The sequence below is a fragment of the Solidesulfovibrio carbinolicus genome (assembly GCF_004135975.1).
GTDB classification, from domain to species: Bacteria; Desulfobacterota; Desulfovibrionia; order Desulfovibrionales; family Desulfovibrionaceae; genus Solidesulfovibrio; species Solidesulfovibrio carbinolicus.
On record NZ_CP026538.1, the window covers coordinates 89,738 to 116,550 of the forward strand.

General features: G+C 61.3%; 19 protein-coding genes and 2 pseudogenes. 11 read left to right on the top strand and 10 right to left on the bottom strand.

Annotation, left to right across the window (positions count from 1 at the left end):
- Window positions 1-58 precede the first annotated feature (58 nt).
- The 4 genes and pseudogenes from C3Y92_RS00415 (at window position 59) to C3Y92_RS00430 (ending at window position 5,712) form a co-directional block, all read left to right on the top strand.
- Window positions 59-1,294, top strand: coding sequence for a glycosyltransferase family 4 protein (locus tag C3Y92_RS00415; RefSeq protein WP_129348446.1), 1,236 nt, complete (start codon window positions 59-61; stop codon window positions 1,292-1,294).
- Entirely contained in the window at window positions 1,295-3,205 is a 1,911-nt protein-coding gene (asnB, locus tag C3Y92_RS00420; protein WP_129348448.1) for an asparagine synthase (glutamine-hydrolyzing), read from the top strand.
- Window positions 3,202-4,397, top strand: a pseudogene (locus C3Y92_RS00425) (MFS transporter). Before asnB ends, C3Y92_RS00425 begins: the two are co-directional and overlap by 4 nt.
- A 277-nt stretch (window positions 4,398-4,674) precedes the next feature.
- Complete coding sequence (locus C3Y92_RS00430) at window positions 4,675-5,712, top strand: agmatine deiminase family protein (protein ID WP_129348450.1); 1,038 nt, start codon at window positions 4,675-4,677, stop codon at window positions 5,710-5,712.
- A 297-nt stretch (window positions 5,713-6,009) separates the two neighbouring features.
- Here the strand turns inward: C3Y92_RS00430 and C3Y92_RS00435 are convergent, their stop codons facing one another.
- The 3 genes and pseudogenes from C3Y92_RS00435 to C3Y92_RS00445 all read right to left on the bottom strand — a co-directional run bounded on the left by C3Y92_RS00435 (window position 6,010) and on the right by C3Y92_RS00445 (window position 10,382).
- The gene (locus C3Y92_RS00435; protein WP_129348452.1) at window positions 6,010-8,826 is read right to left on the bottom strand and encodes a glycosyltransferase; all 2,817 of its coding nucleotides are present in this window, start codon (window positions 8,824-8,826) and stop codon (window positions 6,010-6,012) included.
- Between the two features lie 77 nt (window positions 8,827-8,903).
- Complete coding sequence (locus C3Y92_RS00440) at window positions 8,904-9,869, bottom strand: hypothetical protein (protein WP_129348454.1); 966 nt, start codon at window positions 9,867-9,869, stop codon at window positions 8,904-8,906.
- A gap of 41 nt (window positions 9,870-9,910) precedes the next feature.
- Window positions 9,911-10,382 (bottom strand): annotated as a pseudogene (locus C3Y92_RS00445) (hypothetical protein).
- A gap of 489 nt (window positions 10,383-10,871) precedes the next feature.
- Between C3Y92_RS00445 and C3Y92_RS00450 the strand changes: the two are divergent.
- The 3 genes from C3Y92_RS00450 to cgtA all read left to right on the top strand — a co-directional run bounded on the left by C3Y92_RS00450 (window position 10,872) and on the right by cgtA (window position 14,300).
- A complete protein-coding gene (locus tag C3Y92_RS00450) occupies window positions 10,872-12,245 on the top strand; it encodes a TrkH family potassium uptake protein (RefSeq protein WP_129348456.1) in 1,374 nt (457 codons plus the stop codon).
- Between the two features lie 47 nt (window positions 12,246-12,292).
- Complete coding sequence (locus tag C3Y92_RS00455) at window positions 12,293-12,946, top strand: potassium channel family protein (RefSeq protein WP_129348458.1); 654 nt, start codon at window positions 12,293-12,295, stop codon at window positions 12,944-12,946.
- A 157-nt stretch (window positions 12,947-13,103) separates the two neighbouring features.
- Window positions 13,104-14,300 (top strand): Obg family GTPase CgtA, encoded by a 1,197-nt coding sequence (cgtA, locus tag C3Y92_RS00460; RefSeq protein ID WP_129348460.1) that lies wholly within the window; start codon window positions 13,104-13,106, stop codon window positions 14,298-14,300.
- 73 nt (window positions 14,301-14,373) lie between these two features.
- Here cgtA and C3Y92_RS00465 read toward each other — a convergent pair whose 3' ends face one another.
- Together C3Y92_RS00465 and C3Y92_RS00470 are read right to left on the bottom strand one after the other, a co-directional pair.
- Window positions 14,374-15,294 carry an IS1595 family transposase gene (locus C3Y92_RS00465; RefSeq protein WP_129348462.1) on the bottom strand — a complete coding sequence of 307 codons (921 nt, stop codon included), beginning with the start codon at window positions 15,292-15,294 and terminating at the stop codon, window positions 14,374-14,376.
- 238 nt (window positions 15,295-15,532) lie between these two features.
- Window positions 15,533-16,726: a class I SAM-dependent rRNA methyltransferase gene (locus C3Y92_RS00470; RefSeq protein WP_129348464.1), complete on the bottom strand. Its 1,194-nt coding sequence runs from the start codon at window positions 16,724-16,726 to the stop codon at window positions 15,533-15,535.
- A 143-nt stretch (window positions 16,727-16,869) separates the two neighbouring features.
- On the opposite strand from C3Y92_RS00470, the gene C3Y92_RS00475 reads away from it, so the two are divergent.
- Window positions 16,870-17,979: an ABC transporter substrate-binding protein gene (locus C3Y92_RS00475; RefSeq protein WP_129348466.1), complete on the top strand. Its 1,110-nt coding sequence runs from the start codon at window positions 16,870-16,872 to the stop codon at window positions 17,977-17,979.
- 3 nt (window positions 17,980-17,982) lie between these two features.
- On the top strand, window positions 17,983-19,971 hold the full coding sequence (locus tag C3Y92_RS00480) for a sensor histidine kinase (RefSeq protein ID WP_129348468.1): 1,989 nt from the start codon (window positions 17,983-17,985) through the stop codon (window positions 19,969-19,971).
- A gap of 10 nt (window positions 19,972-19,981) precedes the next feature.
- Here C3Y92_RS00480 and hydF read toward each other — a convergent pair whose 3' ends face one another.
- The 4 genes from hydF to C3Y92_RS00500 form a co-directional block, all read right to left on the bottom strand.
- Window positions 19,982-21,199, bottom strand: coding sequence for a [FeFe] hydrogenase H-cluster maturation GTPase HydF (gene hydF / locus C3Y92_RS00485; protein WP_129348470.1), 1,218 nt, complete (start codon window positions 21,197-21,199; stop codon window positions 19,982-19,984).
- Window positions 21,192-22,187 (bottom strand): [FeFe] hydrogenase H-cluster radical SAM maturase HydE, encoded by a 996-nt coding sequence (gene hydE / locus C3Y92_RS00490; protein WP_129348472.1) that lies wholly within the window; start codon window positions 22,185-22,187, stop codon window positions 21,192-21,194. The genes hydF and hydE overlap by 8 nt, the downstream gene beginning before the upstream one ends.
- A 151-nt stretch (window positions 22,188-22,338) precedes the next feature.
- Window positions 22,339-22,929: a hypothetical protein gene (locus tag C3Y92_RS00495; protein ID WP_129355732.1), complete on the bottom strand. Its 591-nt coding sequence runs from the start codon at window positions 22,927-22,929 to the stop codon at window positions 22,339-22,341.
- Window positions 22,930-23,125: 196 nt separating this feature from the next.
- Complete coding sequence (locus tag C3Y92_RS00500) at window positions 23,126-23,722, bottom strand: PRC-barrel domain-containing protein (protein ID WP_129348474.1); 597 nt, start codon at window positions 23,720-23,722, stop codon at window positions 23,126-23,128.
- Between the two features lie 135 nt (window positions 23,723-23,857).
- Between C3Y92_RS00500 and cls the strand changes: the two genes are divergently transcribed.
- A complete protein-coding gene (gene cls, locus C3Y92_RS00505; RefSeq protein ID WP_129355734.1) occupies window positions 23,858-25,270 on the top strand; it encodes a cardiolipin synthase in 1,413 nt (470 codons plus the stop codon).
- A 245-nt stretch (window positions 25,271-25,515) separates the two neighbouring features.
- Here cls and C3Y92_RS00510 read toward each other — a convergent pair whose 3' ends face one another.
- A complete protein-coding gene (locus tag C3Y92_RS00510; RefSeq protein ID WP_129348476.1) occupies window positions 25,516-25,809 on the bottom strand; it encodes a Mor transcription activator family protein in 294 nt (97 codons plus the stop codon).
- A 107-nt stretch (window positions 25,810-25,916) separates the two neighbouring features.
- Between C3Y92_RS00510 and C3Y92_RS00515 the strand changes: the two genes are divergently transcribed.
- A complete protein-coding gene (locus tag C3Y92_RS00515; protein ID WP_235669563.1) occupies window positions 25,917-26,768 on the top strand; it encodes an XRE family transcriptional regulator in 852 nt (283 codons plus the stop codon).
- The last annotated feature ends 45 nt before the right edge of the window (window positions 26,769-26,813 follow it).

Here is a 26,813-nt window from a genome sequence, read left to right on the forward strand (position 1 = left end):
CTGGACTACAAGTCGCCTGCGTCACCCAACGCCAAGCGATCATCCGGCGAGCAAACATTTGAGCCTTCCCAAGACTGCCTACATCCTGCTTTGGTATCCCCTGCCCTCGGAAACGTTCATTTTCCGGGAGGTGGAAAACGCCAAGGCGGCCGGTATGCCCTTTTGCGTCCACGCCCTTTACGGCGAGGCCCGAAAGCATCTGTCCCCCCAGATGGCCGCCGTGGCCCCGACGGTCGCCCGCCTGGGCGCCCGGGCCATCCCGCGCATCCTGGCCGACATGGCCTGGTGGGCCGTGCGGCGACCCGTCGAAACGGCCTGCATCCTGGCCACCATCCCCTGGCGGCGCTGGAGCTGCCTGGAGGTGGCCGGCGAAAACGTCTTCGCCATGTGCGCCGGCTTTTCCCTGGCCCGCAAATTCCTGGCCGACGGCATCGAGCACATCCACGCCGGCTGGGCCAACGGCCCGGCCACGGCCGCCTGGGTGGCCTCGCGCCTGTCCGGCATCCCCTTTTCCTTTTCCGCCCGGGCCGGCGACATCTATCCGCCCGACGGGGCCCTGGCCGAAAAGATGCGCGCCGCCGCGGCCATCCACACCAACAACAAGGCCAACATCGCCCACTTGCACGCCACGGCCCCGGACGCCGCCGCCAAGATCCGCCAGATCTACAACAGCCTGACGCTCACCGGCCGCGACGTCTCCCCGGTGCACCTGGAGCCGCCCTACCGGCTCCTGGCCGTGGGCCGTTTTTGCCGCACCAAGGGCTTTGACGTCCTCATCGACGCCTGCGCCCTGCTGGCCCGGCGGGGATTCCCTTTCCAGCTCACCCTGGTCGGGGCCGGCCTGCCCCTGCCCACGGCGCTCATTCGCCGGCGCATCCGCATCCACGGCCTGCGCGCCCGGGTGTTTTTGCCGGGTTTCGTCAGCCACGACCGCATGAGCGAACTCTACGCCGCAACCGATGTCTTTATCATGCCAAGCGTGGTCCACCCCTCGGGCGACCGCGACGGCATCCCCAACGTCATCATGGAAGCCCTGGCCCACCGCATCCCCGTGGTGGCCACCGACGTCTGCGGCATCCCCGAGGTGGTGGAAGACGGCGTCACCGGCCGGCTGGTGGCCCAGCGCGACCCCGAAGCCATCGCCAACGCCGTCATGGCCCTGGCCGCTGACCGGCAGGCCGCCCTGGCCATGGCCGAGGAGGGCAAGAAACGCGTGGCCGCCATGTTCGATCCCGAGACCAACACCCGCGCCATCCTCGACTTTTTTGGGAGCCTCCCCCGGAGGCGCTTCTAGATGTGCGGCATCGCCGGTTTCGTCTGGCCGGCGGGAGGAACCCCGCCCCCGGCCGAGGAGCGCCGGGCGCTGCTGTCCGCCATGACCGGGGCCATGGCCCATCGCGGCCCGGACGGCGAGGGCCTGCTCATCGACGGCCCGGCTGCCCTGGGCCATCGCCGGCTGTCCATCATCGACCTGGCCGCCGGCTCCCAGCCCATGGAAGACCCCGATGGCCGGGCCGTGGTCACGTTTAACGGCGAGATCTACAACTACCGCGAGCTCAAGGCCCGCTACGCCATGCGCGGCTTTCGCTTCCGCACCAATTCCGACACCGAGGTCATCCTGGCCGCCTGGCTCCTGGACGGCCCGGCCGGCCTCGACGCCCTGGAAGGCATGTTCGCCTTTGCCCTGTGGGACCGCGACAGCCGTACGCTTTTTGCCGCCCGGGACCGCTTCGGCAAAAAGCCCCTGGCTTACACCATCCAAAACGGCGTCTTCGCCTTCGCCTCCGAGCTGACCGCCCTGGCCAAGCTCCCTTTTTTGCGCCTGGAAACGCCCATCGGCGCGCTCATGCGCTTTGCCGCCTACGAATACATCCCCACCCCGGAGACGATCTACAAGGACGTCTTCAAGCTGCGCCCGGGGCATTATCTGCTGTGGCGCGACGGACAGCTCACTACCGCCCCCTACTGGGACATGCCCCTGCCCGGCCCCGAGCCCAAGGAATCCGAAGAGGAACTCTGCGAAAAGCTGCGTCTGCTTCTGGCCCAATCCGTCAAGCGCCGGCTGGTGGCCGACGTGCCCTTGGGCGTCTTTCTCTCGGGCGGCGTCGATTCCTCGGCCGTGGCCGCCCTGACCGCCGGCATGGTCAGCCGGGTCAAGACGTTTAGCATCGGCTTCAGCGAAGCCTCCTACGACGAGTCGCGCTACGCCCGCATGGTGGCCGGCCGCTTCGCCACCGACCACCACGAGCGCATCCTTTCGGCCGACGCCTGCGGGTCACTATTGCCCGAGATCGTCTCGCGCTTCGACGAACCCATGGCCGACCCGTCCATCGTGCCGACCTATCTGCTGTCCCAGGTCACCCGGGAAAACGTCACCGTGGCCCTGGGCGGCGACGGTCCGGACGAGCTGTTCTACGGCTACGAATACTTCCCGGCCTTCCATCTGGCCGCCGGCTACGACCGCTTGCCGCCCTTTGTGCGCAAGCGCCTGATCGAGCCCTTGGCCAAAATGCTGCCCCACTCGTCGGGCTACATCAATCCGCGCTTTGTGGCCGACACCTTCCTGGCCGGAGCCACCGCGCCCCAGTGGCTGCGGGTGCAGACCTGGCTGTCGGCCTTCTCGGCCGAGTCCCAGGCCCATCTCTGGCGCGAGGCCAGGCCCGGGATGCTTGCTCCCGAGCGGCTTTTCGCCCCCACCAAGGAGCTTTTCGAGGGCTTCCCGGCCGACGATCCCCTGGCCCGGGTGGGTTACGTCTTTGCCCGGCAGTACATGCTCGACTATATCCTGGTGAAAGTGGACCGCTGCTCCATGATGCACTCCCTGGAAGCCCGGGCGCCGTTCCTGGACCGCGACCTCGCCGAATTCGTTTGCCGCCTGCCCTCGCGCTACAAGCTGCGCGGAGCCAAGCGCAAATACCTGCTCAAGAAGGCCGTGGCCGACTTGCTCCCCAAGGACATCCTGGGCCGGGGCAAGCGCGGCTTTCTCATCCCCGTGGCCGACTGGCTGCGCGGCCAGTTGCGCCCGCAGGTGGACGAACTGCTCGGCCAGCGCCATCTGCGCGACCAGGGCATCTTCAATCCGGTCGAAGTCGGACGGCTCGTCACCGAGCACGCCACCAAGGCCGCCGACCACCGCAAAAAGCTCTGGACGCTGCTGGTCCTGCAACTCTGGCTTGCCAAGCACAAGCCCACCATCATCCCGTGAAAGCACACCTCGATCCGGCCCGGCCGGAATACGGCCTGACCCGGTCCGCCCTGCGCGAATCGGGCCGCCACGACATTCTGCTGTTTTTGCTCGTCTCCACCATCGCTTCCACGGCCGGCATCCAGGCCTGGCAGACGCTTATCAACAACTTCGCCGTGGAGTCCGCCCACCTTGGGGCCGACGCCGTGGGCTTTGTCCAGTCCATCCGCGAGGTGCCGGGCTTTCTCTCCATGCTCGTCATCTACGTGCTGCTGGTTTTAAGCGAACAGCGCGCCGCCTCCCTGTCCATCCTGATCCTGGGCGTGGGGCTGGCCGCCACCGGCTATTTCCCGAGCTTTTGGGGCCTGACCGCCACCACGCTCATCATGTCCACGGGATTCCACTACTACGAGCCGCTCAACCAATCGCTGACGCTGCAGCATTTCAACACCTTCGAGGCCCCGGTGGTGCTCTCGCGCATCCGGGCCGTGGGCGCGCTGGCCAACATCGCCGTGGGCATCCTCATCTATTTCATGGCCGACGCCATGGGCTACAAGGGCATGTTCGCCGTCATCGGCGCGCTGGTGGCCATGGTCGGCCTGTGGGGGCTCTGCAAAAAACCCTGCGAGACCGACGTCGCGCCCCAGAAAAAGAAGATGTACCTGCGGCGCAAGTACTGGCTGTATTACCTGCTCACCTTCCTGGAAGGCTCGCGCCGCCAGATATTCATCGTCTTCGCCGTCTATCTGCTGGTCAAGAAATTCGACTATTCCATCCAGTCCATCACCATCCTGTTCGTCATCAACAACGCCATCAACTACTTCTTAAATCCCATGATCGGCCGGGCCATCAACCGGTTCGGCGAGCGCCAGCTGCTGTCCATCGAATACGCCGGCATGATCGTGGTCTTCCTCGTCTACGCCTACACCAATTCCCACATCATCGCCGGCACGATGTTCGTGCTGGACTATCTGCTGTTTAATTTCAACGTGGGCGTGCGCACCTACTATCAGAAGATCGCCGCCCCGAGGACATGGCCTCGGGCATGGCCATGGGGTTCACCATCAATCACATCGCCGCCGTGGTGGTGCCGGTCCTGGGCGGCATCCTGTGGATGGTGGACTACAAGATTCCCTTTTTCATCGGCGTGGGGCTGGGCGTGGTGTCGCTGGTCTTCACCCAGCTCATCCGCACCCCCGCCAAAACGGCCTAGCGCCGTGTGAGTGAAATGCGTGCCTCCGGCGGCCAGGGCTTTGCCCTGGACCCACCGGGGGGATGATCCCCCCGGACCCCCGCAACGGGGAAAGGGGTAAGGGGGGACCGGCGGCTGGCGATGCTGCAAGTCCGGCTATTGTCTGTCTAAGGGGCGCGGCGGCGTAGCCTTTCCCCTTTGAAAGTTTTTGGGGAAGGAGGGGGTCTGGGGGAGGAAACCCCTTTATTCAAAAAGGGGTTTCCTCCCCCAGATTCTCTCGTTTTCCAAAGGAGCTCCCATGACGACCATGTGGCCGGCCGAGTTCGAGGCGCATCGGGCGGTGTGGCTGGCCTGGCCGGGCAACGCGTCCGACTGGCCGGGCAAGTTTTCGCCCATTGCCTGGGTGTATGGCGAGATGATCCGCAAGCTGACCGGGGCTGGCGAGCGGGTGCGGCTGCTGGTGCGCGACGCCAAACAGCGCGCGGCGGCCGGGCGGGTGCTTGGGGCCGTTGGCGCGGATTTGACGCTTGTGGAGTGGTTCGAGCGCCCCATGGACCGGGGCTGGACCCGGGATTTCATGCCGTTTTTCGTGCGCCGGGGCGGGAAGATCGCGGCCGTGGACTTCGGGTTCACGGGCTGGGCCAAGTATCCGGACCATACCCTGGACGATCAGGTGGGGCCGTCAGTGTGCCGGGAGTTGGGGATGACGGTGATCCCGGCTTTGCACGACGGGCGCAGGGTGGTGCTGGAGGGCGGCGGCATGGACGGCAACGGCCGGGGTGACGTGCTGACCACCGAGGAGTGCCTGCTCGATCCGGCCGTGCAGGTCCGCAATCCGGGTTTTGGCCGGGCCGATTACGAGGCCGTGTTCCGGGAATATCTGGGCGCGAAAAACGTCATCTGGCTCGGCCAGGGCATTGCCGGCGACGACACCCACGGCCATGTGGACGACCTGTGCCGGTTCGTCACGCCCGACACCGTGGTCCTTTGCCGCGAGGACGACCCGGCCGACGCCAACTACGCCGCCTTAAACGAGAACCGGGAGCGGCTGCAGGGGCTGCGCCTGGCCGACGGCGGGGCGCTGACGGTGGTCGATCTGCCCATGCCCCGGCCGGTGGTGTTTAGGGGCCAGCGGTTGCCGGCCAGCTACGCCAATTTCCTCATTGCCGACCGAGTGGTGCTGGTCCCGACCTTCAACGACGCACGCGACCGGCTGGCGCTAGGCATCCTGGCCGAGCTGTTCCCGGGCCGGGAAGTGGTGGGCATATCCGCCGTGGACCTCGTCTGGGGTCTGGGGACCATCCACTGCCTGAGCCACGAGGAGCCGGCGGCCTAAGGCCCGGGGCGCCGGGCTTCGACACCGGGGCCGGCGTTGCCGCACGCCGGTCCTTCCCGGTTGTGGTGTTCAAACGCGTGCGTGCACCACGAAGCAGAAATTGAGACGGCTGCATAGCCCTACTTTTCAGACCGCCTAAACAGGGGTGGATTACCAAACTATTCACCGGTCGCTTGATTTTTTTTCAAGGGGTCGCCCCCACCCATTTTGGACTTTTCGGGTGCATCCCCTGAAATAATCTGGCCCTGCTTTTCGCCGGCGTGGATTGTTTGTAAACTGTAAAAGGGATTAGAAAATTCAATCGATTAATTCTACCACCAAATTTCTAACTCTTAACCAAGCATAATCCATGCTTCCTCCTTTAGGTATGCGGCTACACAGGTATATAGCCATAGAAGGACACGAATGTGTAATAGGAATTGTCAACTCAATGGGCTTCATGGCTTCAAGCGTCAGCCAATCGCTATGCCCAAGAGAAGAATCATGTTTATTCCTAAGTAAATATTTGTCTGGATCTTTAATGATGAATGGTGATACAAAAGCTATAAACTCTAAAGTTCCAGCCAAGGCATTCTCAGTGCAAACAGTCATTTTTATATTTACAGATCCAAATGTGCCTAGACCAGTAATTTCACAAATAGTAATAGATTCAAGTATAGGATGAATTAAGATATAATTTTGGTTTAGGTCTAAGTGAACAATGTCGAAATGAGATCTATGAGTGCTTTTGCTTACATCTTTAACTACGACATATTCTTTTATAAAATCTGAAGAAATGTCATAGTTATCTAATCCTCCATGAGTATTGACCGTCTTAAAAATATCTTCAACAAAACTACGATCGATACCTGGATCAACATAGTTTTGAGCGTCGCAACAAGTCAGACGAAGAGTGTTGAAACGCATAACAGCATTGCGAAAGAGCTGAAGTTTTACAGATGGCGAAGGAGTGGTAAAGGTTCGCTCCCATACTAAGCGGGTTAAAATCTTGCCTAAAAATGGTCGTGCAGCATCAAGTAAAAATTTAGAGAGAAAAATGCTATATATAGTATCGAAAACTACAAATATATCTAATATTTTTCTCGATCCATCCATCGTTATGCGCCCAGGACCAGAATCACGATGAATATACAATGGATAATTCACATATGAAAAAGTGGGTTGACTTAAAAATATTTTATAAAAAACTGGGTGGTCTTCATAATATAATCCAGCATCAAAACAAATATTTTGAAATAAGCTTGAATGATAGAGTTTATTCCAAGCACTTGGATAAAGAGAGGTGACGGTCTGTAAATTAATATCAATAACATCATCATGCCAAAACGGATACACGCAATCATCTTGTAGGAAAGATGTGCAGCTGAAAATATCTCCTTCGCGGTTTAAATTATTTACAGAACAAACGGCAAGTTTGGTTTTATTTTTTAAACAAGAAGTATGCATCAATCGCAACATATCTTTGTGAATGTAATCGTCACTATCAACAAAAGATATGTAAGTACCTGAAGCAATTTTTAACCCTTCGTTTCTGGCGACGGAGAGACCAGAATTAGTAATACTTACACATTTAAATCGTGAATCCTTATCTAAAAAATTTTGAATTATTGACATGGAATTATCAATAGACCCATCGTTAACAACAATGACCTCAAAATTTTCAAATGTTTGATTGGCTATCGAATTGAGACATTCCTCTAAATAGCATTCGGCATTAAAAACGGGGACGATTACGGAGATTTCTGGCTTATTTCTTGGAATGTTTATATCTAAATATTTATGAGGAGCCGATAGTTTATAGTCATAGTCAATGGATTCGAGGAGATCGATATAAGAGCGCGCAAAATTTTCCACTGTAAAAAATTTTTTATATAACTCCCGATTCTCTTTGCTAAGATGCTCTCGTTCATTTTTCGACATGGCTTTAATTTTCAAAATTATCGATTCAAATTCTGAATTGGAATCACATAAAAATATTCCTGGAAAATTATTGGCAAAAAACTTATTTCCACCAGTGTTAGAAGTTACTACAATTGCACCAACAGATAAAGCTTCTAACAATATCAAATCAAAATATGTTTGAAGGTTTGGCAAAACAAAGACATCGGCTGCACTGATGAAATGGCCTGGATTGTCTGTCCAGCCAACCTCGACCCAACGGTCATGCTCCGGAGAAGCGATAGGGCCTTTTCGACCAAGTACATATATAAAAATATCATCATTTTTGTCTAACAGCTTGACACCAAAATCGATAAGTCGGTCATAACCTTTTATTGAGTTATGTCTTCCGGCAAAGCAAATTATAAATTTATTGGCCGCACCCCACTGTTCATTCAACACATTGTAACTGTTCGATACGGTTAATTCTGGAACTCCTGTAAGCATAAAGCGAATGTCCTTATGCCGAAATATTTCCTTATAAGGCGACGAGGCATAATATGGCTCCAAAGAATCAACACAAGGGAAAACAATCACGTCAGATACTCTGAATGCTAGCATATCAACTTCAAGGTGAGTAAAGTAATAACTTTCTGCCAAGTTCCTTGGTAGTCCTTCAGAATAAGCAATTTCTGAAGCTTCCTTGGCAGGCATTTCTGGGCAATGAGAAGTTAATACTATCTTAATAGTATGCCTTGCGCCATGACGAACCAAGGAATTATGAACTTTGACAGCATCAATGGAAGTGTGAACATGAATAATGTGGCGTCGCTGAGGCTCAATCATCTGCAGAAAACTCGGCGTTAAACACATATAGTCATGACGAGATAAAAATGTACACATTGACTCATATTTTTGCGAAGTTAGTGATTTATAGTTTTCAGAAAGGCTTTTTGCAGTTGTTTTAGACAAAAAAAAGTTGTTGGAAAATTTGTTTATCAGGTCATTATGACCACTACACGTGCAATCATTAGATCTTACAGCAAAATAAACCTTTTGACTTTGTTCGATTTTCTCCAATCCCATCTTTAAATTATACAAATAACCCGGAGGCCCCCCAGCTCGACCATCCAATATCCAATCAAAGTAGATAACGTATTTTGAATTTTGAGAATTTAAGACACTCTCGACAGAGGGACCATTATTCAATGGCTTTTTTAACAACCTATCCGGCACAGGACTTACTCCCAACTGCTATATAGTTTGCATTAAATATATTATCAGCTATTAACTATAATTTTGGAAAACGATGCCTAGACCAACTTAACGGGACAACGTTCCAAAAATCTTAAAAAAATATCATTAACGCCATTGTGAGCGTTAGTTGAAAAATAAATCAATTTGTTGTCTGGCAACCAAAATGGTCGATTGATTGAAAAATATTGCCGTGATAATTCTAAGCTTTCTTCATAATGATCTTCAAAAATTGTAACCCGTTGCTCATATGTCAGATATCCGTAAGTCTTCGGTGTTTTCAAAAGCTTATCGATGCGAAAGGCTCTGTCAATATAGGTAAGTAAATTTTCTTCATTGTAAGATTGTGACTTATAGGCTTCTCGTAGAGCGTATGTCATTGGAACGCTGAGACTGGCATTTTCCCAAATTTTCAATTCAGCCAACAATGTCGTCCCAAAAATTTCAAAAGAAACATCTTGAATAAATGTAGCGGGAGTAAAATTCAAAACAGAAATGTCTACTGTGTTGGGTAAAATACTTTTAATTCTATTAATTTGTTTTAGAAATGAGAAATTTTTCATTTTCCGTTTATAATAATCCCAGATATCTTCGCTCGTTCTTCCACGTTTGATGTCTTCTGCGTACATAGACTCAACCCATCGATCATGCCCTCTCACCAAAAATAATATTTTGATTCTTGATTCTGGAAATGCCTCAACTATCATCTTCAAACATTGAATATTCCTGGTTAAGCAAAAATCTTCACAAGATATTACACCGTAATCCTCTGATCTTTCCATCAGTTCAGACTTCAAGTTGTCGATGGTGCTTGAAGGGTTTTCATGCAATAAAGCAATTAGATCATGATGGGCAAACATCCATCCTTGAGTCAATCCTGTGCTAGGGTAGTAAAATTTAAAATTTGTATCAATTTCACCTTGTGAAGCTTTCGTAAAAAAAACCTGAAGAGTCGAAGAACCCGTTTTATGAAAACCAGCATGTATTATCAAATTTTTAGGAGCTGTTGCCATCAAGCTAGACATCAAACCACCTCTAGGTAAAATATTAAAAAGCTTTAGCCGTTTTATATTAACAATATTAGAGCGTGTCGTGAACTGCTCAAAATGAGTGGCACGATTTTCTGGAGCATGAGGCAGGCAAAAGCGATAAAATGGAGTCCTGCCACTGTCTCGGGGAGGCGTTCGTCATCGCGGCCAAGGTGCCTGAAGCGGGTAAAACAAGCGAAATTTCGTTCGGCCACCCATTGGGCAAGAGAACAACGCCTCGCTAAGCCTCCGGAAGCTTGGCAAAGAAAACTCCATTCCGCCATCCGCCGCCAGGCCAGCAGGCTTTTCTCCAGTGTAGCCCTGATCGACAAAATCGTTTGGCCACACCCGCCCGAACGCTCCCGCCCGTACGATCCAGTGAAGCGGATTAAGCACCTCGCGCAGCGCATGTCTGCGCTGTCCAGCATCTTCAGGTAGCAAAAGAAGATAAGGGGCGATGAAATACCACACATCGTCACTGACGTCCGTCGGGTACGGCTTACGGGAGATTATCACCTCTCATTAAAAATACGCCCTTAGAACTCAAATAAAAGATACCATTAAAGACGCCAAAATGCAACAGCTGTTGAAGCTGTGTCCGAACAAAGACGGACTTATTCGGAATTAATCTACCGTTTGGGTGGCAGGAGGGAGCGTCCAATGGGATTCCCCTGCTGCTATTGGCGGCCAATCTCGTCCCAGGAAGGTCGCCCATACGCCGAGTCGATGCGCGCCGTCGGAGAGTTCCAGTAAAGCCGGCGAGCAGACTTCTGTGTGAGATAAGACCAGCTCTGGTGCGCACCGCCTCAATGGTCTTGAGATCGAGTCCGGCCGTCTCAAGCAGATATTTGTCGAGTTCACCGCGCGAGGTATCTCGGACGGGCCAAGGTCGAGCGGGAGTTTCTCCTCAACGTCTCAACTCAGACCTGGCGGCCCTTTTTCATCGGACCCCTGTCCACCCCCTGGAGAATCCCCGGCGCATAGGCTACCTACACGCCCATGTGGCTGAAAAAGATCTTCACCCCGCTGGCCCTGCCCATCCATTTCTTTGCCGCGGCCATTTTCCTCGGGGCCGGGCTGTTGTGCCAGCCCATAAGCTGCGTCGGGGAGCCGGTCTCCTTTCTCGACGCGCTTTTCACCGCCACCTCCGCCGCCTGCGTCACCGGGCTGACTGTGGTGGACACCGGCACGGCCTACAGCCGCTTCGGCCAGACCGTCATCCTGGCCCTTATTCAGCTTGGCGGCCTGGGCATCATGACCTTTTCCACGCTCATCTTCTATCTCTGGCGACGCCGGGTGTCCCTGGCCGACCACATCGCCGTGGGCCAGAGCCTGCTCCATGACGCCTCCTTTCACCTGGGCCGCTTCCTGGTGCGCATGGCGGCGGTCACGGCTTTTATCGAGGCCGTGGGGGCCATTGCCCTCTATGCCTTCGATCCCGCGGGTTTTGGCCCCTTTTCCGCCGTGTTTCATTCCATCTCGGCCTTTTGCAACGCCGGCTTTGGGCTAAGGCCCGACAATCTCGTGGCTTATGCCGGTAATCCCGGGGTCAACTGCGTCATCATGTGGCTCATCGTCAGCGGCGGCCTGGGATTTGCCGTGCTCATCGAAGGCTACCGGGTGGTCAAGGACCGGCTCGTCATCCTGGTGACCGCCCCTGGCCGGCGACCCCTGGCCCTGTCCTGGCAGGCCCGCACCATCTTCGGCGTGTCGGCCTTTCTGATCTTTGCCGGCGCGGCCATGATCGCCTGCGGCGAGTTCCTGGGCGGCCGCTACGGCGAGTTGTCGCTCCTCGACAAGGCCATGGCCGCGCTGTTCCAGTCCGTCACCTGCCGCACGGCCGGATTTAATACCATCGACATCGGCCGCATGGCCGACGCCTCCCTGGTCATCATGATTTTGCTCATGTTCATCGGCGGTTCGCCGGGCTCCTGCGCCGGCGGCATCAAGACCACCACCTTCCGGGTGCTGGTGGCCTTTGGCCGGGCCAAGATGTTTGGCCGCAAGCAGTCGGTGGTGGGGCGCTACGCCGTGGATGACGGCACCGTGGACCGGGCCGTGACCCTCACCATTTTCGCCCTGGTGCTGGTCCTGGCCTCGGTGCTGCTCATGTGCTTCACCGAGGGCGCGGTGGCGCCCCATGTGGAAGCTGGCGGCCGGTTTCTGGAAATCCTGTTCGAAGTGGTGTCGGCCTTCGGCACGGTGGGCCTGACCACGGGCATCACCGCCAGCCTGACGCCGGCCGGCAAGCTGGTCATCATCATGCTCATGTTCGTGGGCCGGCTGGGGCCGATTCTCTTCCTGTCGGTGCTCCAGGGTTTCGAGGAGCCCCGGCGCTACCGGTGGCCCGAACAGGGCATGATGATCGGATAACGGTTTTTCCGGCCGGGCGCGGCGCGCCGGCCGGGTGGAGGGAGCGCATGGCCGAGGAACGGATCTGCATCATCGGACTGGGCAAGTTCGGGTTTCATCTGGGCCGGTGCCTAGTGGAGCTGGGGCGCGAGGTGCTTGGCGTCGACGGCGACGAGGACAAGGTCAAAAACGCCCAGAACGTCTTTACCCAGGTCTACCAGCTCGACGCCCGGGATAAAAAAGCCCTGGAGCAGATCCACGTGGACGAGATGTCCCATGTGGTGGTGTCGGTTGGGCATTCCATGGAGGCGAGCATCCTTATTTCGCTCTACCTCAAGGAACTCGGCGTGCCCCAGGTGTGGGTCAAGGCCATTTCCACGGACCACGAAAAGCTGCTGCACAAAATCGGCGTGGACAACGTGTTTATTCCCGAGCGCTTTGCCGCCAAGAACATGGCCCATCAGCTCGCCAGCCCCGGGCTTATCGAGTATCTGCCCATGGACAAGGACGTGGCGCTCAAGGAGATCGGCATCGACGACTGGGCCGGCCGGACCCTGCGCCAGCTTGATCTCACCAACAAGCATCAGGTCCAGGTCATCGCCCGCAAACGGGTCGGCGAGGACCATTATTCGTTTATCCCCCGGGCCGACGAGGAACTGCGCCAGGGCGACAAGCTCGTCATCGTTGGCCGCGAGGACCGCCTGACCCGGCTGCGTCCCTGAAGGCCGGCCGGAGCGCCGGCTTGCCAAAGGTCGCGGCATTGTTTAAAGGCCGCCTCCCCCCGCAATAAACGCCGCCCCTGGCGGCACGGCATATCGCGGCGCGACGTTGGTCCATTCACGGACCGGCGGCACACCGCGCCGGCATCCTGGAGGTCCCATGCGTTTTGTCGACGAAGCCTGGATTGTGGTCCGCTCGGGCAAGGGCGGTCGCGGCGCGGTGTCGTTTCGCCGCGAGAAGTTCATTCCCCGGGGCGGCCCGGACGGCGGCGACGGCGGCGAGGGCGGCGACGTGGTGTTTCGGGCCAACCCGGACTTGCTGACCCTGTACGACCTGCGCCTGAGGCGCATTTACGAGGCCAAAAACGGCCAGGGCGGCATGGGCCGGCAGAAATGCGGCAAGGCCGCCGAGGACCTCTATATCGACGTGCCCGTGGGCACCCAGCTCTTCGAGCTGCCGCCCCTGCCCGCGCCGGATTCCTTTGACGATGAACCCGAGGAGCCGGTCCAGACCTGGGTTCCCGAACAGGCCATGGACATCGCCGTGGACGACGACGAGGACGAGGCCCCGGCCATTGAGTCGGAAGCCCCGGATGACGAGCCCAAATTCCTGGTGGACATGACCGAGCCCGGCCAGACTTTCATCGCCTGCCGGGGCGGACGCGGCGGCAAGGGCAACCTGCATTTCGCCTCCTCCACCATGCGCACGCCCCGGTTCGCCCAGCCCGGCGAACCCGGCGAGGAGCGGCGCATCAAGCTGGTGCTCAAGGTCCTGGCCGACGTCGGCATCATCGGCCTGCCCAACGCCGGCAAGTCCACCTTCATCGCCGCCGTGTCCCGGGCGCGGCCGAAGATCGCGCCCTATCCCTTCACCACGCTGACCCCCAACCTCGGGGTCATCGAGCACGACGACGCCTGCCGCCGGCTGGTTTTGGCCGACATTCCGGGACTTATCGAAGGCGCGCACCTGGGGCAGGGCCTGGGGCACCGGTTTTTGCGCCATGTCGAGCGCACCCGGGTGCTGTTGCACGTCGTTTCCGCCGAGGACGCCTCGGCCGAGGGCGTGTTCGAGGCGTTTGGCGTGGTGGACGAGGAGCTGCGCAAGTTCGACCCGGCCCTGGCCGAGCGGCCGCAGATCCGGGTGGTCAACAAGATCGATCTGCTCACCCCCGAGGAATTGGCCGAGCGTCAGGCAGCGGCCAAGGCGGCCGGCGAGAAGCTCTTTTTCATGTCGGCCCTGACCGGGGAAGGCGTGGAGGCGGTGGTCGAGGCGCTGTGGGAGGCCGCCGCCCCGGAAACGCCGGAAGCCGAGGAAGACGTCTGGCCCGACGCCTCGGGCGGCCCCGAAGAGATCTAGTGTCGCGTCCGCGAAAAGCGCATATGGTGTTTTGTCGTCAACGAGATAAAACCATTTATTTTTCTTAACGTGGCTATCCCCTCAACTCAGCATAGGTTATGGGGCCTGACCGTGAGCAGGCCAGCAGCAGGCGATCAAAAGCTTGGCCTGGCCAGAAACGACGATTGAAACGATAGCAGAATTCGTCAAGATAACGTTGAAGATGTTTCTTCTGAACCCCGTGATATGTGCCCAGTATGAAAGCTTTTGCGTTGGATACTAGAATGTTGACCCACTTCAAAACGTCATACCGAGGAGCGCCGTGCTTGGGGTAGACGATCTGCTTGTCATGGGTCAGTCCGATGTCCTTGACGACGTTGTAGGCTGGAAACCCATCGGAGCGAACCGTTTGACCAGGAGCAACATGCACCCCCAGGACAGACTTGATTGAGTCGCTTTCGACGTCTTCGACAACTTCCATTTTTGCGAAGGTGATGGCTTCGTCTTTCACGGCGGCCATGACGATTACGGGAACCTTGTCAGTACCTCGCCCGCGCTTGTCGCCACCTTTGCTAACTCCGCCTTTGAAAAAGGCATCATCGACCTGGATGAGTCCAGCCAATTGGTAACCGGCGTCGCGGGTTTCCATCGCTTTGCGAATCTTATGCAGCATGGTCCATGCACACTTGAGGCCGATATCGATCTTTCGCGACAGGGCCAGAGCCGAGAGGCCGCGTTTATCAGTGCTGACGAGGAAAATTGCCCAGAACCATTTGACCAGCGGTGTCCTGGTCCGGTGCATAATTGTTCCAGCAGTGAGCGACGTTTGATGCCTACACTCAACACATTGAAACAGCGTGCGATTTTCTATGCGATACGACTCTTGACAGCCACACTTTGGGCATCGAAAGCCTTCCGGCCAACGCAAGGTGAAGAGTCGCTCCCGGCAAGCCTCTTCCGTGGAGAACTGTTTCTGGAAAGAAATGAGGTCCATCTGGCTGTAGGGCTTGGGCATAAAAACCTCCACAATCAGCTGATTTCACACTAATTATGTCATAATTGCTGAGTGAAGGCAATAGCCACGTTTCTTAAAAAATACTATTGTATTTTTTAAGGGGCGCGACACTAGCCGTCTCCGATAAAGGCCAAGGCCCCGGCGTCGCATAGCGACGCCGGGGCCTTCCCATTTCGGGGGGTCTGGGGGCCTCGGCCCCCAGCCGCCGGAGGCCTCTTCGCTCCTCTTCCCCCTCCTCCTACGGCCGCACCAGCCGCAGCAAAAACGACTTCAAGTACTCTGTCTCGGCCATGGCCGGGTGGCCGGGGTGGTCCGGTCCTTGGCGGCCCTGGTCGAGGATCTGGGCCCGCAAGTTGCGGCCGGCGGCGGCGCGCAGGGCGGCCCGGCGCAGTTCGTAGGCGTCCACGTGCTGGGAGCAGGAGCAGGTCATGAGCAGGCCGCCGTCGGCCACCACGTCCATGGCCAGCCGGTTGAAGCGTTCGTAGGCCTTGAGTCCCGCTTCCAGGTCTTTTTTGCGTTTGACCAGGGCCGGCGGGTCCAGGCTGACGACGTCGAAGGTCCGGCCTTCGGCGTCGGCGGCTTCGAGATAATCGGCCGCGTCGGCCCGCACCACCGTCACCCGGTCGGCCACGCCGTTTCGGGCGGCGTTCTCGGCGGCCATGGAACAAGCCGTTTCCGACGAATCCAGGCAGACCACCTTGGCCGCGCCGGCCAGGGCGGCCCGCACGCCAAAGGCTCCGGCGTAGGCGAAAAGGTCGAGCACCGTGCGCCCGGCAACCAGCCGGCACAGTTTGGAGCGGTTCTCGCGCATGTCGTAGAACCAGCCGGTCTTCTGGCCGCCCAGGGCCGGCACGGCGAAGCGCGCCCCGTCCTCCTCGACGTCGAGGTGCTCGGGAGCCTCGCCGTGGGCGACTTCCACGGTCCGGGGCAGGCCTTCGAGATCGCGCGAGGCGCTGTCGTTGCGCCAGATGACGGTCCGGGGCGAGAGTTCGGCCAGCAGCGCCTCCAGGATCAGGGCTTTGCGCGCGTCCATGCCGGCGGTGTTGCACTGGCCGACAACCACGTCGCCGAAGCGGTCCAGGACCAGCCCGGGCAGATGGTCGCCTTCGGAGAAAAGCAGCCGGTAATGGGGCGTGGGGTAGAGCCGCTGGCGCAGGGCCAGGGCTTCGCGCAGCCGGGCGCGGAAAAAGTCGGCGTCAAGGACGGCTTCCGGGTCGCGGTCGACGAGCCGGGCGCAGATGAGCGAGCCGGGGTTGACCGTGGCCACACCCAGGGGCCGGCCGCGCGAGGCCGTCACGACGGCTTCCTCGCCCGGGGCGAAGGCGGTCAGCGGGGTTTTTTTCGTATCCACCTCGTTGCTGAACACCCACAGGTGTCCGGCCCGCAGGCGGCGTTCCTCGTTGTTGCGCAGGGTAAGGGGCTTGCGTTGCATGTCGCCAAAGTACGGAAGGGCGGCGGCCGTGGCAAGGCGTGTCGATGGCGTGGCACAAGGCCATTGCGGCAGCGGACCGGGTGTCGTAAAGATAATGCTCCTTTTTGCTTTGCCGGCCCTTGGCGGTCGGAGCGGGGTAGTCGATGCGTCTTGTCGCCTGTTTGACCTTATGCTGCGCCCTGCTGGCCTGGGGCTGCGGCCGGGACGAACCCATCCTCATCGGCTACAGCGGACCCCTCACCGGCGGCCGGGCCGATCTCGGGGTGCAGGGCCGCAACGGCGCGACCCTGGCCGTGGAGGACGTAAACGCCCGGGGCGGCGTCGCCGGCCGGCCGCTTGCGCTTGTGGCCTGCGACGACGGGGCCACGCCGGAAAGCGCCGTGGAAGCCGATGCCCAGCTCATCAAGGCCGGGGTTGCGGCCATCGTGGGCCACATGACCAGCGCCCAGACCCTGGCCGCCTTGCCCCAGGCCGCCGCCGCCGGCGTGGTCATGCTCTCGCCGACCACGACCGCTCCCGAACTTTCGGGAAAAACAGATCTGTTTTTCCGCGTGCTGCCCGACAATCTGGCCACAGCCCAGACGTTGGCCCGCTACGCCGCGCGGCATGGGCGCGGACCGGCATGCCTCCTTGGCGATACGGACAACCTCCCGTACGTCCAAAGCTTCCTGGACGCCTTCGACCAGGCCTACGCCGAGGCCGGCGGGCAGGTGGCCTGCCGCCGGATGTATTCCTCCCGAGAGGGCATCGACTGGGCGGCCCTGCTGGACGCCGCGACGCAAAACGGCGTCGGGGCCGTGGTGGCCGCCGCCTCGGCCAAGGATGTGGCCGCCCTGGCCAGGGCCATGGACGCGGCCGGCGCGCGGCTGCCCATCCTGTGCCCCGCCTGGCCCTACACCCGGGAGATATTGACCATGGGCGGGCGTAGCGTGGACGGCATTGTGTTCGCGGCCAGCTACACCGAGGACAACCCTCGGCCGCGGTTCCAGGACTTCATGCGCCGCTACCAGGAACGCTTCGGCTGGCCGGCCAACTTCGCCGCCGTGTCCGCCTACGAGGCCGTGGAGGTTCTTGCCGCCGCCCTGGGCCGCACTGGCGGCCGCACGGCGGGCTTGCCCGAGGCTTTGCTGGCCTTGGGCCAGCAGGAAGGCCTCATGGGGCCCTTCGCCTTTGACGCCTACGGCGACGTGCACCGCCAGACCTTTCTGGTCACCATCCGAGACGGGCGGTTTTCGGCCCTTGAGGGAGACTGAACCGTGCGGACTTCGCCTCTAAGCCGGGTCGTTGGCCGCAGCCTGTTTGTGCGGCTGGTCGCGCCGGGGCTGGCTTTGCTGGCGCTTCTGGCCACGGCCACGGCGGGTCTGCAATGGCGGGCCATGGAGCGCGACAATGTCCGGCTGGCCAGGACCCTGGCCGCCTTTGTCTCGGCCTATCTGGACAACGCTTACGGCTCTCTTGAAGTTTTTGCCCGCCGCTTGCCGGACACCCAGGGCGCGGCCAGCGGCGAGGCCCTTGGGGAGTTGCTGCTTTTTTCGCCCTCCATGCGCCGGCTGCTCTGGATCGACGCCGCCGGGATGGTGGCCCAGACCGCCCCGGCGGGGCAGGCCGGGGCGGATTTCCCGCTCCAGTTCGACCGGCTGCGCGGCGAACGGCTCATGCTGTCGCGGCCGCTGCCCTCGCCCATGGACGGCCGGTTGTGCGTCTATCTCGGGGTGCGCGGTCCCAAGGGAACCATCTTGGCCGGCGAACTCGACCTGGGCGGGTTGGCCCAGCAGCTGCCGTCCATGGCCGGGATGCCGGACGCCCGGGTCATGGCCTGCGACGCCTACGGCAACCTCATCGTTCACCCGGAATCGCGGCTGGTGGCCGAACAGGCCAACATCGGCGATTCGCCGCTGTTCCTGGCGGCCAAGGCCGGGCAACGGCGGGTGGTCTATGCCCAGGGCGGGCGGCTGTGGCTGGGCACGGCCGGGAAGGCGGAACCCGGTGATTGGCTGGTGCTGCTTGCCGTGCCGGTCTGGGAACTGGTGGCCCCGGCGTTGTATCCCACGGGACTGCTTTTCGTGTTCATGGCCGGGGCCTTCGTGTTGACGTACGGGCTTTTGCGCAAGGAGTTGCGGGAGCGGGTGGAGGAGCCTTTGGCCCGGTTCGCGGCCAGCCTGCCCAAAAGCGTCGACGGGACCGAGGGATCGGCCCCTTTTGCCGAACTTTCCGTCTTTGAAGGGGCCTTTGACGAGATGGCCAAGGCGTTGGTCAAAAACGAGCGGCTTTTCCGGTCGTCCTTCGAGCAGGCGGCGGTGGGCATGGGCCATGCCGCGCCGGATGGGGCTTGGCTTCGGGTCAACGACCGGCTGTGCGGGCTGGCCGGGCGCGGCCGGGCGGAACTGCTGGCCGGCTCCCTGGACGGACTGGCCGACGGCGAGGACCGGGAGGCGCTACGGGCGGGCATGGCCACGGCCCTGGCCGGCGGCGCGGCGACTTTTGCCCGGGAGGCGGCGTTGCTGCGGCCGAACCGGCAGGCCCTTCGCTGCGCCCTGACCGTCAATCTGGTGCGCGACGAGGCCGGGGAACCGGAATATTTCCTGTGCGTGGGCGAGGACGTCACCGACCGCTGCCGGGCCGGCGAGGCCCTGCGCCAATCCTTGGAAGATAAGGAACTGCTGCTGCGGGAAGTGCACCACCGGGTGAAAAACAACCTGCAGGTCATTTCCAGCTTGTTTTTCCTGCAAGCCGAGGTCACGGACAATGCCGAGGCCCGGGAGGCGCTTCTGGAGAGCCGGGCCAGGGTGACTTCCATGGCCCTGGTCCACGAGGGGCTGTACCGTACCGGCGATTTCGGCCGCATTGAACTGTCCGACTACGTGTCGCGGCTGACGCATCAGCTGGAATCGTCCATCGGCGGCCGGGGCGGGGTGCGGTTTTTGCTGTGTCTGGAGCCGTCGCACCTGTCCATTGAGAAGGCCGCGCCGCTGGGGCTGTTGCTCAACGAACTGCTCACCAACGCCATCAAACACGCCTACGGCCCGGGCGAGGCCGGCGAGGTGCGGGTGTGTCTGTCCCGGACGCCGGAGGGCTTCCGGGTCATGGTGGCGGACGGCGGGCGGGGCTTGCCCGAAGGGTTTGCCGTGGAGGCCTGCCAGACGCTCGGGATGCAGCTCGTGATCAACCTGACCCGGCAGTTGCACGGCGCGCTTGTGGCCGAGAACCAGGGCGGCGCGACGTTTACCTTGACGTTTCCGGTGTAGGGGTGGGTGGCTACCGCATGACCGGCGCCAGCACCCGGTCCAGCACGCCCTGCACCTTGGAGATGGCCACGCCGTAGTTGGTTACCGGCACGCCCCGTCGCGTGCATTCGCGGATGCGCCGCAGCATCTCCATGCGTCCGAACATGCACGAGCCGCAATGCACCACCAGGGCGTAACGCTCCAGATCGTCCGGGAAGTCGTGCCCGGCGTGCATTTCAAAGGTCAGGTCGCGGCCGGTGTACTGGGAGATCCAGCGCGGAATCTTCACCCGGCCGATGTCGTCGGACTGGACATGATGGGAGCAGGCCTCGGCCATGAGCACCACGTCGCCGTCGCGCAGGTTGTCGATGGCCGCCGCCCCGGCGGCCAGGGTGGTCAAATCGCCCTTGTAGCGGGCAAAAAGCGTGGAAAAGGTGGTCAGCGGCACGTCATCGGGCACATCCCCCGACACCTTGAGGATCACCTGGGAGTCGGTGATGACCACGGCCGGCGGCTGGCGCAGGTTGGCCAGCGCCGCCTCCAGCTCCCGGTCCTTGACCGTGACGGCGATACCGTCGCCATCGAGGACCTCGCGCAGCACCTGCACCTGAGGCAGGATCAGCCGGCCCTTGGGCGCGGCCAGATCGATGGGCACAACACAGACCACCGTCTCGCCCGGGGCGAAGAGATCGCCGCACAAGACCGGCTCGCGCAGACTCTCAGCCGGGGCCAGGGCCATGATGGCCTCCTTGACGGCGGTGGCCCCGGTTCCGTCGGCGGCGCTGGCCCTAACCACCGCGATGCCCTGCTCGCGGCACCACTGCAGATCGGCCGGCGACGGCGCGGCCAGGTCGGTCTTGTTGAAAACCACCAGGAACGGAATCTCCAGCCGCCGCACGTCTTCGATAATTTTGCGCTCAGGGTCGCCCAGGCCTTCGGCCGCGTCCACCACCGCCACGGCGATGTCCGTGCGCCACAAGACCTTGCGCGTGGCCGCGATGCGCAGCGCCCCAAGCTCGCCCTCGTCGTCCAGCCCCGCCGTGTCGTAGAGCGTCACCGGCCCCAGCGGCAACAGCTCGTAGGGCTTGGCCACGGGATCGGTGGTGGTGCCGGCGAAATCGGACACGATGGCCACGTCCTGGCCGGTGACGGCGTTAATGAGCGACGACTTGCCGGCGTTTCTTCGCCCGACAAAGGTGATGACCAGACGCACCCCGCGCGGGGCTTTTTCAGCGGCGGTTTCAGACATGGCGTCTCCTTTTGGAACCGCCCACGGCGGTGGAGGGCATCCTGCCCACCCGGCGGATGGCCTCCCGCGCCGCCTCGACCCGGGAGCGGGCGTCGGCGCGAAAGGCGTTCTTGCCGGGATAGATGGCGTAATCCGGGCTGACGGTTTCCGGGGTCAGCGAGGGCATGACGACGTTGGCCCCAAGGGTCAGCCCCTGCTCCCGCGCGCCGTCGCGCAGGGCATTTAAGGCCGAGGTCGAGGGGATGTTGGCCAGGGGGGAAAGCAGGCGCAGCACGGCCATGGCCCGAAAGGCGGCGAGGATCGAACCGGCCGGGGCGTCGCCGTAGGGCGTGGCCGGATGGGGCACGAAAGGCCCCACGGCGATCATGTCCAGGTCCAGTTCGGCCAGCCGGACCAGATCGTTGGCGAGAATCTCCGGCGTCATGCCGGGCAGGTCGGTGATGACGCCCGAGCCGACCTCGTAGCCGGCCCGGCGCAGGGTTTCCAGACGCGCCAGCCGGTCGGCCAGGGTCAGGCCCGGCCGGCTTTGGGCATACAGCGCTTCGTCGAAAGTCTCCACCTTGAGCAGATACCGGTCGGCCCCATGCTCGCGCCAGAACAGCAACTCGTCATCGGCCCGGTCGCCCAGGGACAAGGTGACGGCCACGTCGGCCCGGGCCTTGGCTTCGACCACGATGCGGGCGATGTCGTGGCGGGTGTAGTGGAAATCGTCGCCGGACTGGATGACGATGGTGCCGATGGACAGCTCCCGGGCCAGGCCGGCGCAGGCGATGACGTCCTCGACGGACAGGCGGTAGCGGTGCACGGCCGTGTTGGCGACGCGCAGGCCGCAGTAGCGGCAGTTGTTGCGGCAGTGGTTGGAAAATTCCACCACCCCGCGCAGATAGACCTCGTCGCCGAAATTTTCCCTGGTCAGGGCGGCGGCGGCGGAAAAAAGTCCTGGATCGTCGGCCCCGGCCAGCAGCTTGGCGATTTCAGCCTGTTGCATACGGCGTCACTTCTACAATACGCGCGTATTGTTGTAGGGGTGTGCCGCTAGGCCCGCATCCCCTGAAAAATACGAGAGTATTTTTTAAGATAATTTCTTGTTGGAGCGAGTTGCCTGAGAAACGCCTTATTCGCTTTTCGTGGGTCCGTTGCTAGGCCAGCCGTCGCGAGGCCAGGCGGGCGGCCAGGCAGTCGCCGATCAGCCGGTAGGCCCCGACGTCGGCCGGGTCCAGGGATTCGGGCCGCGCTCCTTCCTCGGCCAGTTCCATAAGGCCCGCCACGTCGGCCGGGATCACCAGCCAATGCCCCAGCGGCGCGGGCGCCGGAGAATGAGCGTAGTGGCCGGCGATCACCACGTCGTCCAAAAGCAGGATCGGGGCCAGGGGCAGGGCGGTGGTCACGTAGAGCCGCACCGTGTGGGGATGACGCGAGGCCAGGGCGTCGAGGAAGGCGGCGGACACGGAAAATTCCCGCTGCATGGCGGCGGCGGTCATGTCCTGGCGCAGGACCAGTCGGAATTCGTCCCAGTAGGGCGGCCGGGCCACGGGGTCCAGGGACACCACTTCCAGGCGCTCGAACCCGGGCCGGCATAGCGCCGTCTCCAGGGCTTCGGCCATGGCCCGGTCCCGGGCGAAATTGGCATAGAGCGCGGCGTGGAAAAACAGCCGATCCGACCGGGCCACGCGCCCGGCCAGCCCGACCTCTTCCAGTCCCGTCGCCGCCCAGGGCTTTTCCCGTTCCATCTCCACCTCTGCGAATCCATGCGGCGGCAGGCAAGCCCCTGCCGCAGAAGCAACCGTTTGGATTCAGGAAAAAAACGCCGGCTTCTCCCGGCTGCGGCACAAGGCCGGGGGGAAGGGCCGCGGATTTGCCGCGCCCTGGCTCTTCCTGGCAAACACCCAGGGAGAACGCAAGGCCGCTTCCGCCTGATGCCCTTGCTTACAGCGCCGGCAACGCGGCGATGGCCGCCTTGTCCACGGACAGCGTGATGACGCCGTCCGCGTAGCCGGCCACCAGCCCGGCCGGGATGGCCACCTCGCGCGCGCCCCAGAGGTGTCCCTGGCGTAAGATGAGGTAGATGACGCGGCCGGTATGGGCTTCCAGGTGCACGCCGTCGAGCTTGCCGACCTTGCCGTCGGTGGCCTCGACGGCCTCGTGGCCGGCCAGGGCCACGGAACCGGCCGGGGTGGCCGGACGTTCCACGGTCCAGCTCGACGGGGCCATGGGCAGCTTGCAATGCTCTTTTTCGGCCATGTGGAGGAAGTATTCGGGCGAATAGTACTCGGTCAGCACGTATTCCCGCATGGCCGCGAACTTGGCCGGCGGGCAGGACAGGCGCACGCCGTCCGGGCCGGCGGCGGCGAGGTGCTTTTCGGAGACCAGGCGCAGGGTGTTGGGCAGGGCGTCTTCGCGCACCACGAGAAACGTGGCCCGGCCGTGGGCGGGATCGACCACGACGTTGGCCACGCGCCCGACCTTGGCGTCTTCGGCGAAAACCGGGGCGTTAAGGGACACGTCGAAGGCATGTTCGGACATGGAGTTCTCCGTTTGGGCTGTGGGGATGCCGGCCTTTCTTGCCGGGACTCTTGGCTGCGTATAGAAAGAGGCAAAGGCCGGTCAAGCCCGGGACGCGAGGACGTGTTCCCAAGGACCGCCGGCCGGGGAGGTCCGGTGCTGTTTCTCATCCTCTTAAGTTGCCACTTGATCGGCGCGGCGTCCGCCGCCCGGGCGCTTTTCACGGCCCGCTCGTCCCAGGGAGCCATGGCCTGGGTCATGGCCATGATCACCTTTCCGTATCTGGCCGTGCCGCTCTACTGGATTTTCGGACGCAACCGTTTTCAGGGCTATGTCGCCTCGCGCCGGACCGGCGACAAGGCCGTGGACGCCATGGCCCCCAAGCTCCACGCCGTGCAGGCCTTCCCCGATCCCCATGCCCCGGGTCTGCCCGGGCTGTTTCCGGTGCTGGAGCGCCTGGCCGAGCTGCCCTTTACCGCCGGCAACCACGTGAGACTCCTTATTGACGGCCAGGCCACCTTCGAGGCCATCTTCGCCGCCATCGAGGCGGCCGAACACTATGTCCTGGTGCAGTTTTTCATCATCCGCGACGACGACATCGGCCGAGAACTGCAAAAACGGCTCATTGCCAAGGCCCGGGCGGGGCTGGCCGTCTATCTCCTGTATGACGAGATCGGCAGCCATTCCTTAAGCGCCGCGTATCTGGACGAACTCAAAAACGCCGGCGTCCAGGCCTCGCCCTTTAACACCACCCTGGGCTGGCGCAACCGGCTCCAGCTCAATTTTCGCAACCACCGCAAGATCGTGGTCACCGACGGCGTGGCGGCCTTTGTCGGCGGCCACAACGTGGGGGATGAATACCTGGGCAAAAGCCCGCGCCTGGGCCACTGGCGCGACACCCACGTGCGCCTGGACGGCCCGGCTGTGGCCTTGGTGCAGCTGTCTTTCCTGGAGGACTGGTACTGGGCCACGAGGCAGACCCCGGCCCTGCGCTGGGAGCTGGCCCCGGCTCCGGGCGGCGACATGCCGGTGCTGGTCTTGCCCACCGGTCCGGCCGACGACATCGAATCCTGCGACCTCTTTTTCTTTCAGGCCATTTCCGCCGCCCAAAAACGCCTGTGGATCGTCTCGCCCTATTTCGTGCCCGACCGTGAGATCATCTCGGCCCTGCAGCTGGCCGTGCTGCGCGGCGTGGACGTGCGGGTGATGCTGCCCCACAAGGCCGACCACCACATGGTTTACCTGGCCTCGTTTTCCTATCTGGCCGATCTCGAAACCCTGGGCGTCAAGTTCTACCGCTACCAGAACGGCTTTTTGCACCAGAAGGTCATCCTGGTGGACGACGTCATGGCCAGCGTGGGCACGGCCAACTGCGACAACCGGTCGTTTCGCCTCAATTTCGAACTGACCCTGGCCGTAGCCCACAAGGGCTTCATCGCCGACGTGGAAGCCATGCTGCTGGAAGATTTCCAGCACTGCCTGCGGGCCACGGCCGACGACTACGTCGACCGCTCGGTGGTTTTCAAAACCGGCGTCATGGTCAGCCGCCTGTTCTCGCCCATCCTGTGACCGGCCGGGGCCGGCCCGCGCCCGGCTCTTTGGAAACAGCCTCGGCCGTCGCGGACAGGCCGTCAAAAGCCCTGTCCCGCCTCATGCAAGCTCGCCCACCGCGCACAATACAAGCCGCCGGCTCCCGGAGCCGGCGGCTTGGGCGGGACCGTTCCCGCAGGCTTTCCCGCCTCTCCGGACGAGCCGGCCGGGTGGGCGGAAAGCAGGCAGCATCCCATGACGCCAGGGATTTCAGGAGGGCGAGGTCAGGACACCCCCCCTCCTGCCCGCAGGCAACGTTCGGGCGCGGGGGCCGGGTACAGGATGCGCCGCAAATGGCGGTCGGACAGTCCGTACTGGTCGCGCAGGGCGAAAAGGTCCGCGCCGTCGCGGTGCCGTCGCCGGATCTCGGCGTCACGCCGGCGTTTGCGGGACGCGGTCCCGTTGGGAATGTCCAGCCGACAACCGCCCCAGGCGGCGATCAGGGCGTCCAGGGCGGCCCGGGCCGCCTCGGCTCCCAGGCTTTGCGCCAATGTGGCCTCCAACTCGGCTTCACGCATGCAACCGTCTCCATGGTCTTTGGGTGGAACTGCGACCTTGCCTGAAGTCAAAATTATTCCTATTAGGAATATTAGTCAAGAATAATATTCCAAAAAAGGAATGGACATTGCCTCCCCGACTGGGGCACAATCCGGCCATGATGCGCGACGCCTGTCCTGCCGCCGCCTCCCCGGAGTCCGGGTTTCGGACCGAGGAGGATCATTTTTTCTGGAAGGCGCTGGTGGAGCTGGCCGCCGCCCAGGAAGCCAGCCAGGGCGAGCTGGCCGCCTTCGCCGGGGCCAGTCAGGGCTACGTGAGCAAGATCCTGGCCGGCAAGCAGGCCCCCAAGCCGGCCCTGCGGCGGCGGCTGGCCGCCTTTTTCGGGTTGTCCTACGAAGATATGCTGGCCTTTGGACGCCAACGCCTGGACGCCGCTCCCTACCTGGCCGAGGAGGGGGTGAGCCGACGCTGCCAGGTGCGCGAGCCGGCCTACGGCGGGAGCGAGGCGGCGGGGCGCGGCGGCGAGACGCTGCGCGCCATGCTGCGTGACCTGCACGCCCGGGAGGACCGCCAGTCGGCCTACACCGAGGTGCCCCTGCGCGAGGCCACGGCCTCCATGGGCGGGGGGTCCACCGAAACCGGCGACCGCACCCTGAGCTATCTAAGCTTCCGCACCGACTGGATCCGCTCCAAGGGCAACCCCGAGTACATGACCGTCATCCGGGCTTTTGGCGACAGCATGGAACCCACCATCGCCGACGGCTCGGTGGTGCTCATTGACGAGGGACGCCGCCAGTTCGTCAAAAACAAAGTCTACTACCTGCGCTACAACGGCCAGATGTACATCAAGCGCCTGGTAGACGCCGGGGGCCGCCTCGGCATCGCCTCGGACGCCGACGCCAACGTGCTGCTCGTGTCCGACGCCGACGACTTCGAGATCATCGGCCGTTGCGTCTGGACCGCCCGGGAATTGGACTGATGCCTGGCCCGGCATTTTAGGAATATTATTCCAAAAATAAAGGCC

Excerpts from the sequence above, each read along its gene's own strand:
- C3Y92_RS00510 (WP_129348476.1), bottom strand. The coding sequence starts at position 25,809 with ATGCGTGAAGCCGAGTTGGAGGCCACATTGGCGCAAAGCCTGGGAGCC.
- C3Y92_RS00500 (WP_129348474.1), bottom strand. The coding sequence starts at position 23,722 with ATGTCCGAACATGCCTTCGACGTGTCCCTTAACGCCCCGGTTTTCGCC.
- C3Y92_RS00450 (WP_129348456.1), top strand. The coding sequence starts at position 10,872 with ATGTGGCTGAAAAAGATCTTCACCCCGCTGGCCCTGCCCATCCATTTC.
- C3Y92_RS00470 (WP_129348464.1), bottom strand. The coding sequence starts at position 16,726 with ATGCAACGCAAGCCCCTTACCCTGCGCAACAACGAGGAACGCCGCCTG.
- C3Y92_RS00440 (WP_129348454.1), bottom strand. The coding sequence starts at position 9,869 with ATGTCTAGCTTGATGGCAACAGCTCCTAAAAATTTGATAATACATGCT.
- asnB (WP_129348448.1), top strand. The coding sequence starts at position 1,295 with ATGTGCGGCATCGCCGGTTTCGTCTGGCCGGCGGGAGGAACCCCGCCC.
- hydE (WP_129348472.1), bottom strand. The coding sequence starts at position 22,187 with ATGCAACAGGCTGAAATCGCCAAGCTGCTGGCCGGGGCCGACGATCCA.
- C3Y92_RS00495 (WP_129355732.1), bottom strand. The coding sequence starts at position 22,929 with ATGGAACGGGAAAAGCCCTGGGCGGCGACGGGACTGGAAGAGGTCGGG.
- C3Y92_RS00455 (WP_129348458.1), top strand. The coding sequence starts at position 12,293 with ATGGCCGAGGAACGGATCTGCATCATCGGACTGGGCAAGTTCGGGTTT.
- cgtA (WP_129348460.1), top strand. The coding sequence starts at position 13,104 with ATGCGTTTTGTCGACGAAGCCTGGATTGTGGTCCGCTCGGGCAAGGGC.
- C3Y92_RS00465 (WP_129348462.1), bottom strand. The coding sequence starts at position 15,294 with ATGCCCAAGCCCTACAGCCAGATGGACCTCATTTCTTTCCAGAAACAG.
- C3Y92_RS00475 (WP_129348466.1), top strand. The coding sequence starts at position 16,870 with ATGCGTCTTGTCGCCTGTTTGACCTTATGCTGCGCCCTGCTGGCCTGG.
- C3Y92_RS00430 (WP_129348450.1), top strand. The coding sequence starts at position 4,675 with ATGACGACCATGTGGCCGGCCGAGTTCGAGGCGCATCGGGCGGTGTGG.
- hydF (WP_129348470.1), bottom strand. The coding sequence starts at position 21,199 with ATGTCTGAAACCGCCGCTGAAAAAGCCCCGCGCGGGGTGCGTCTGGTC.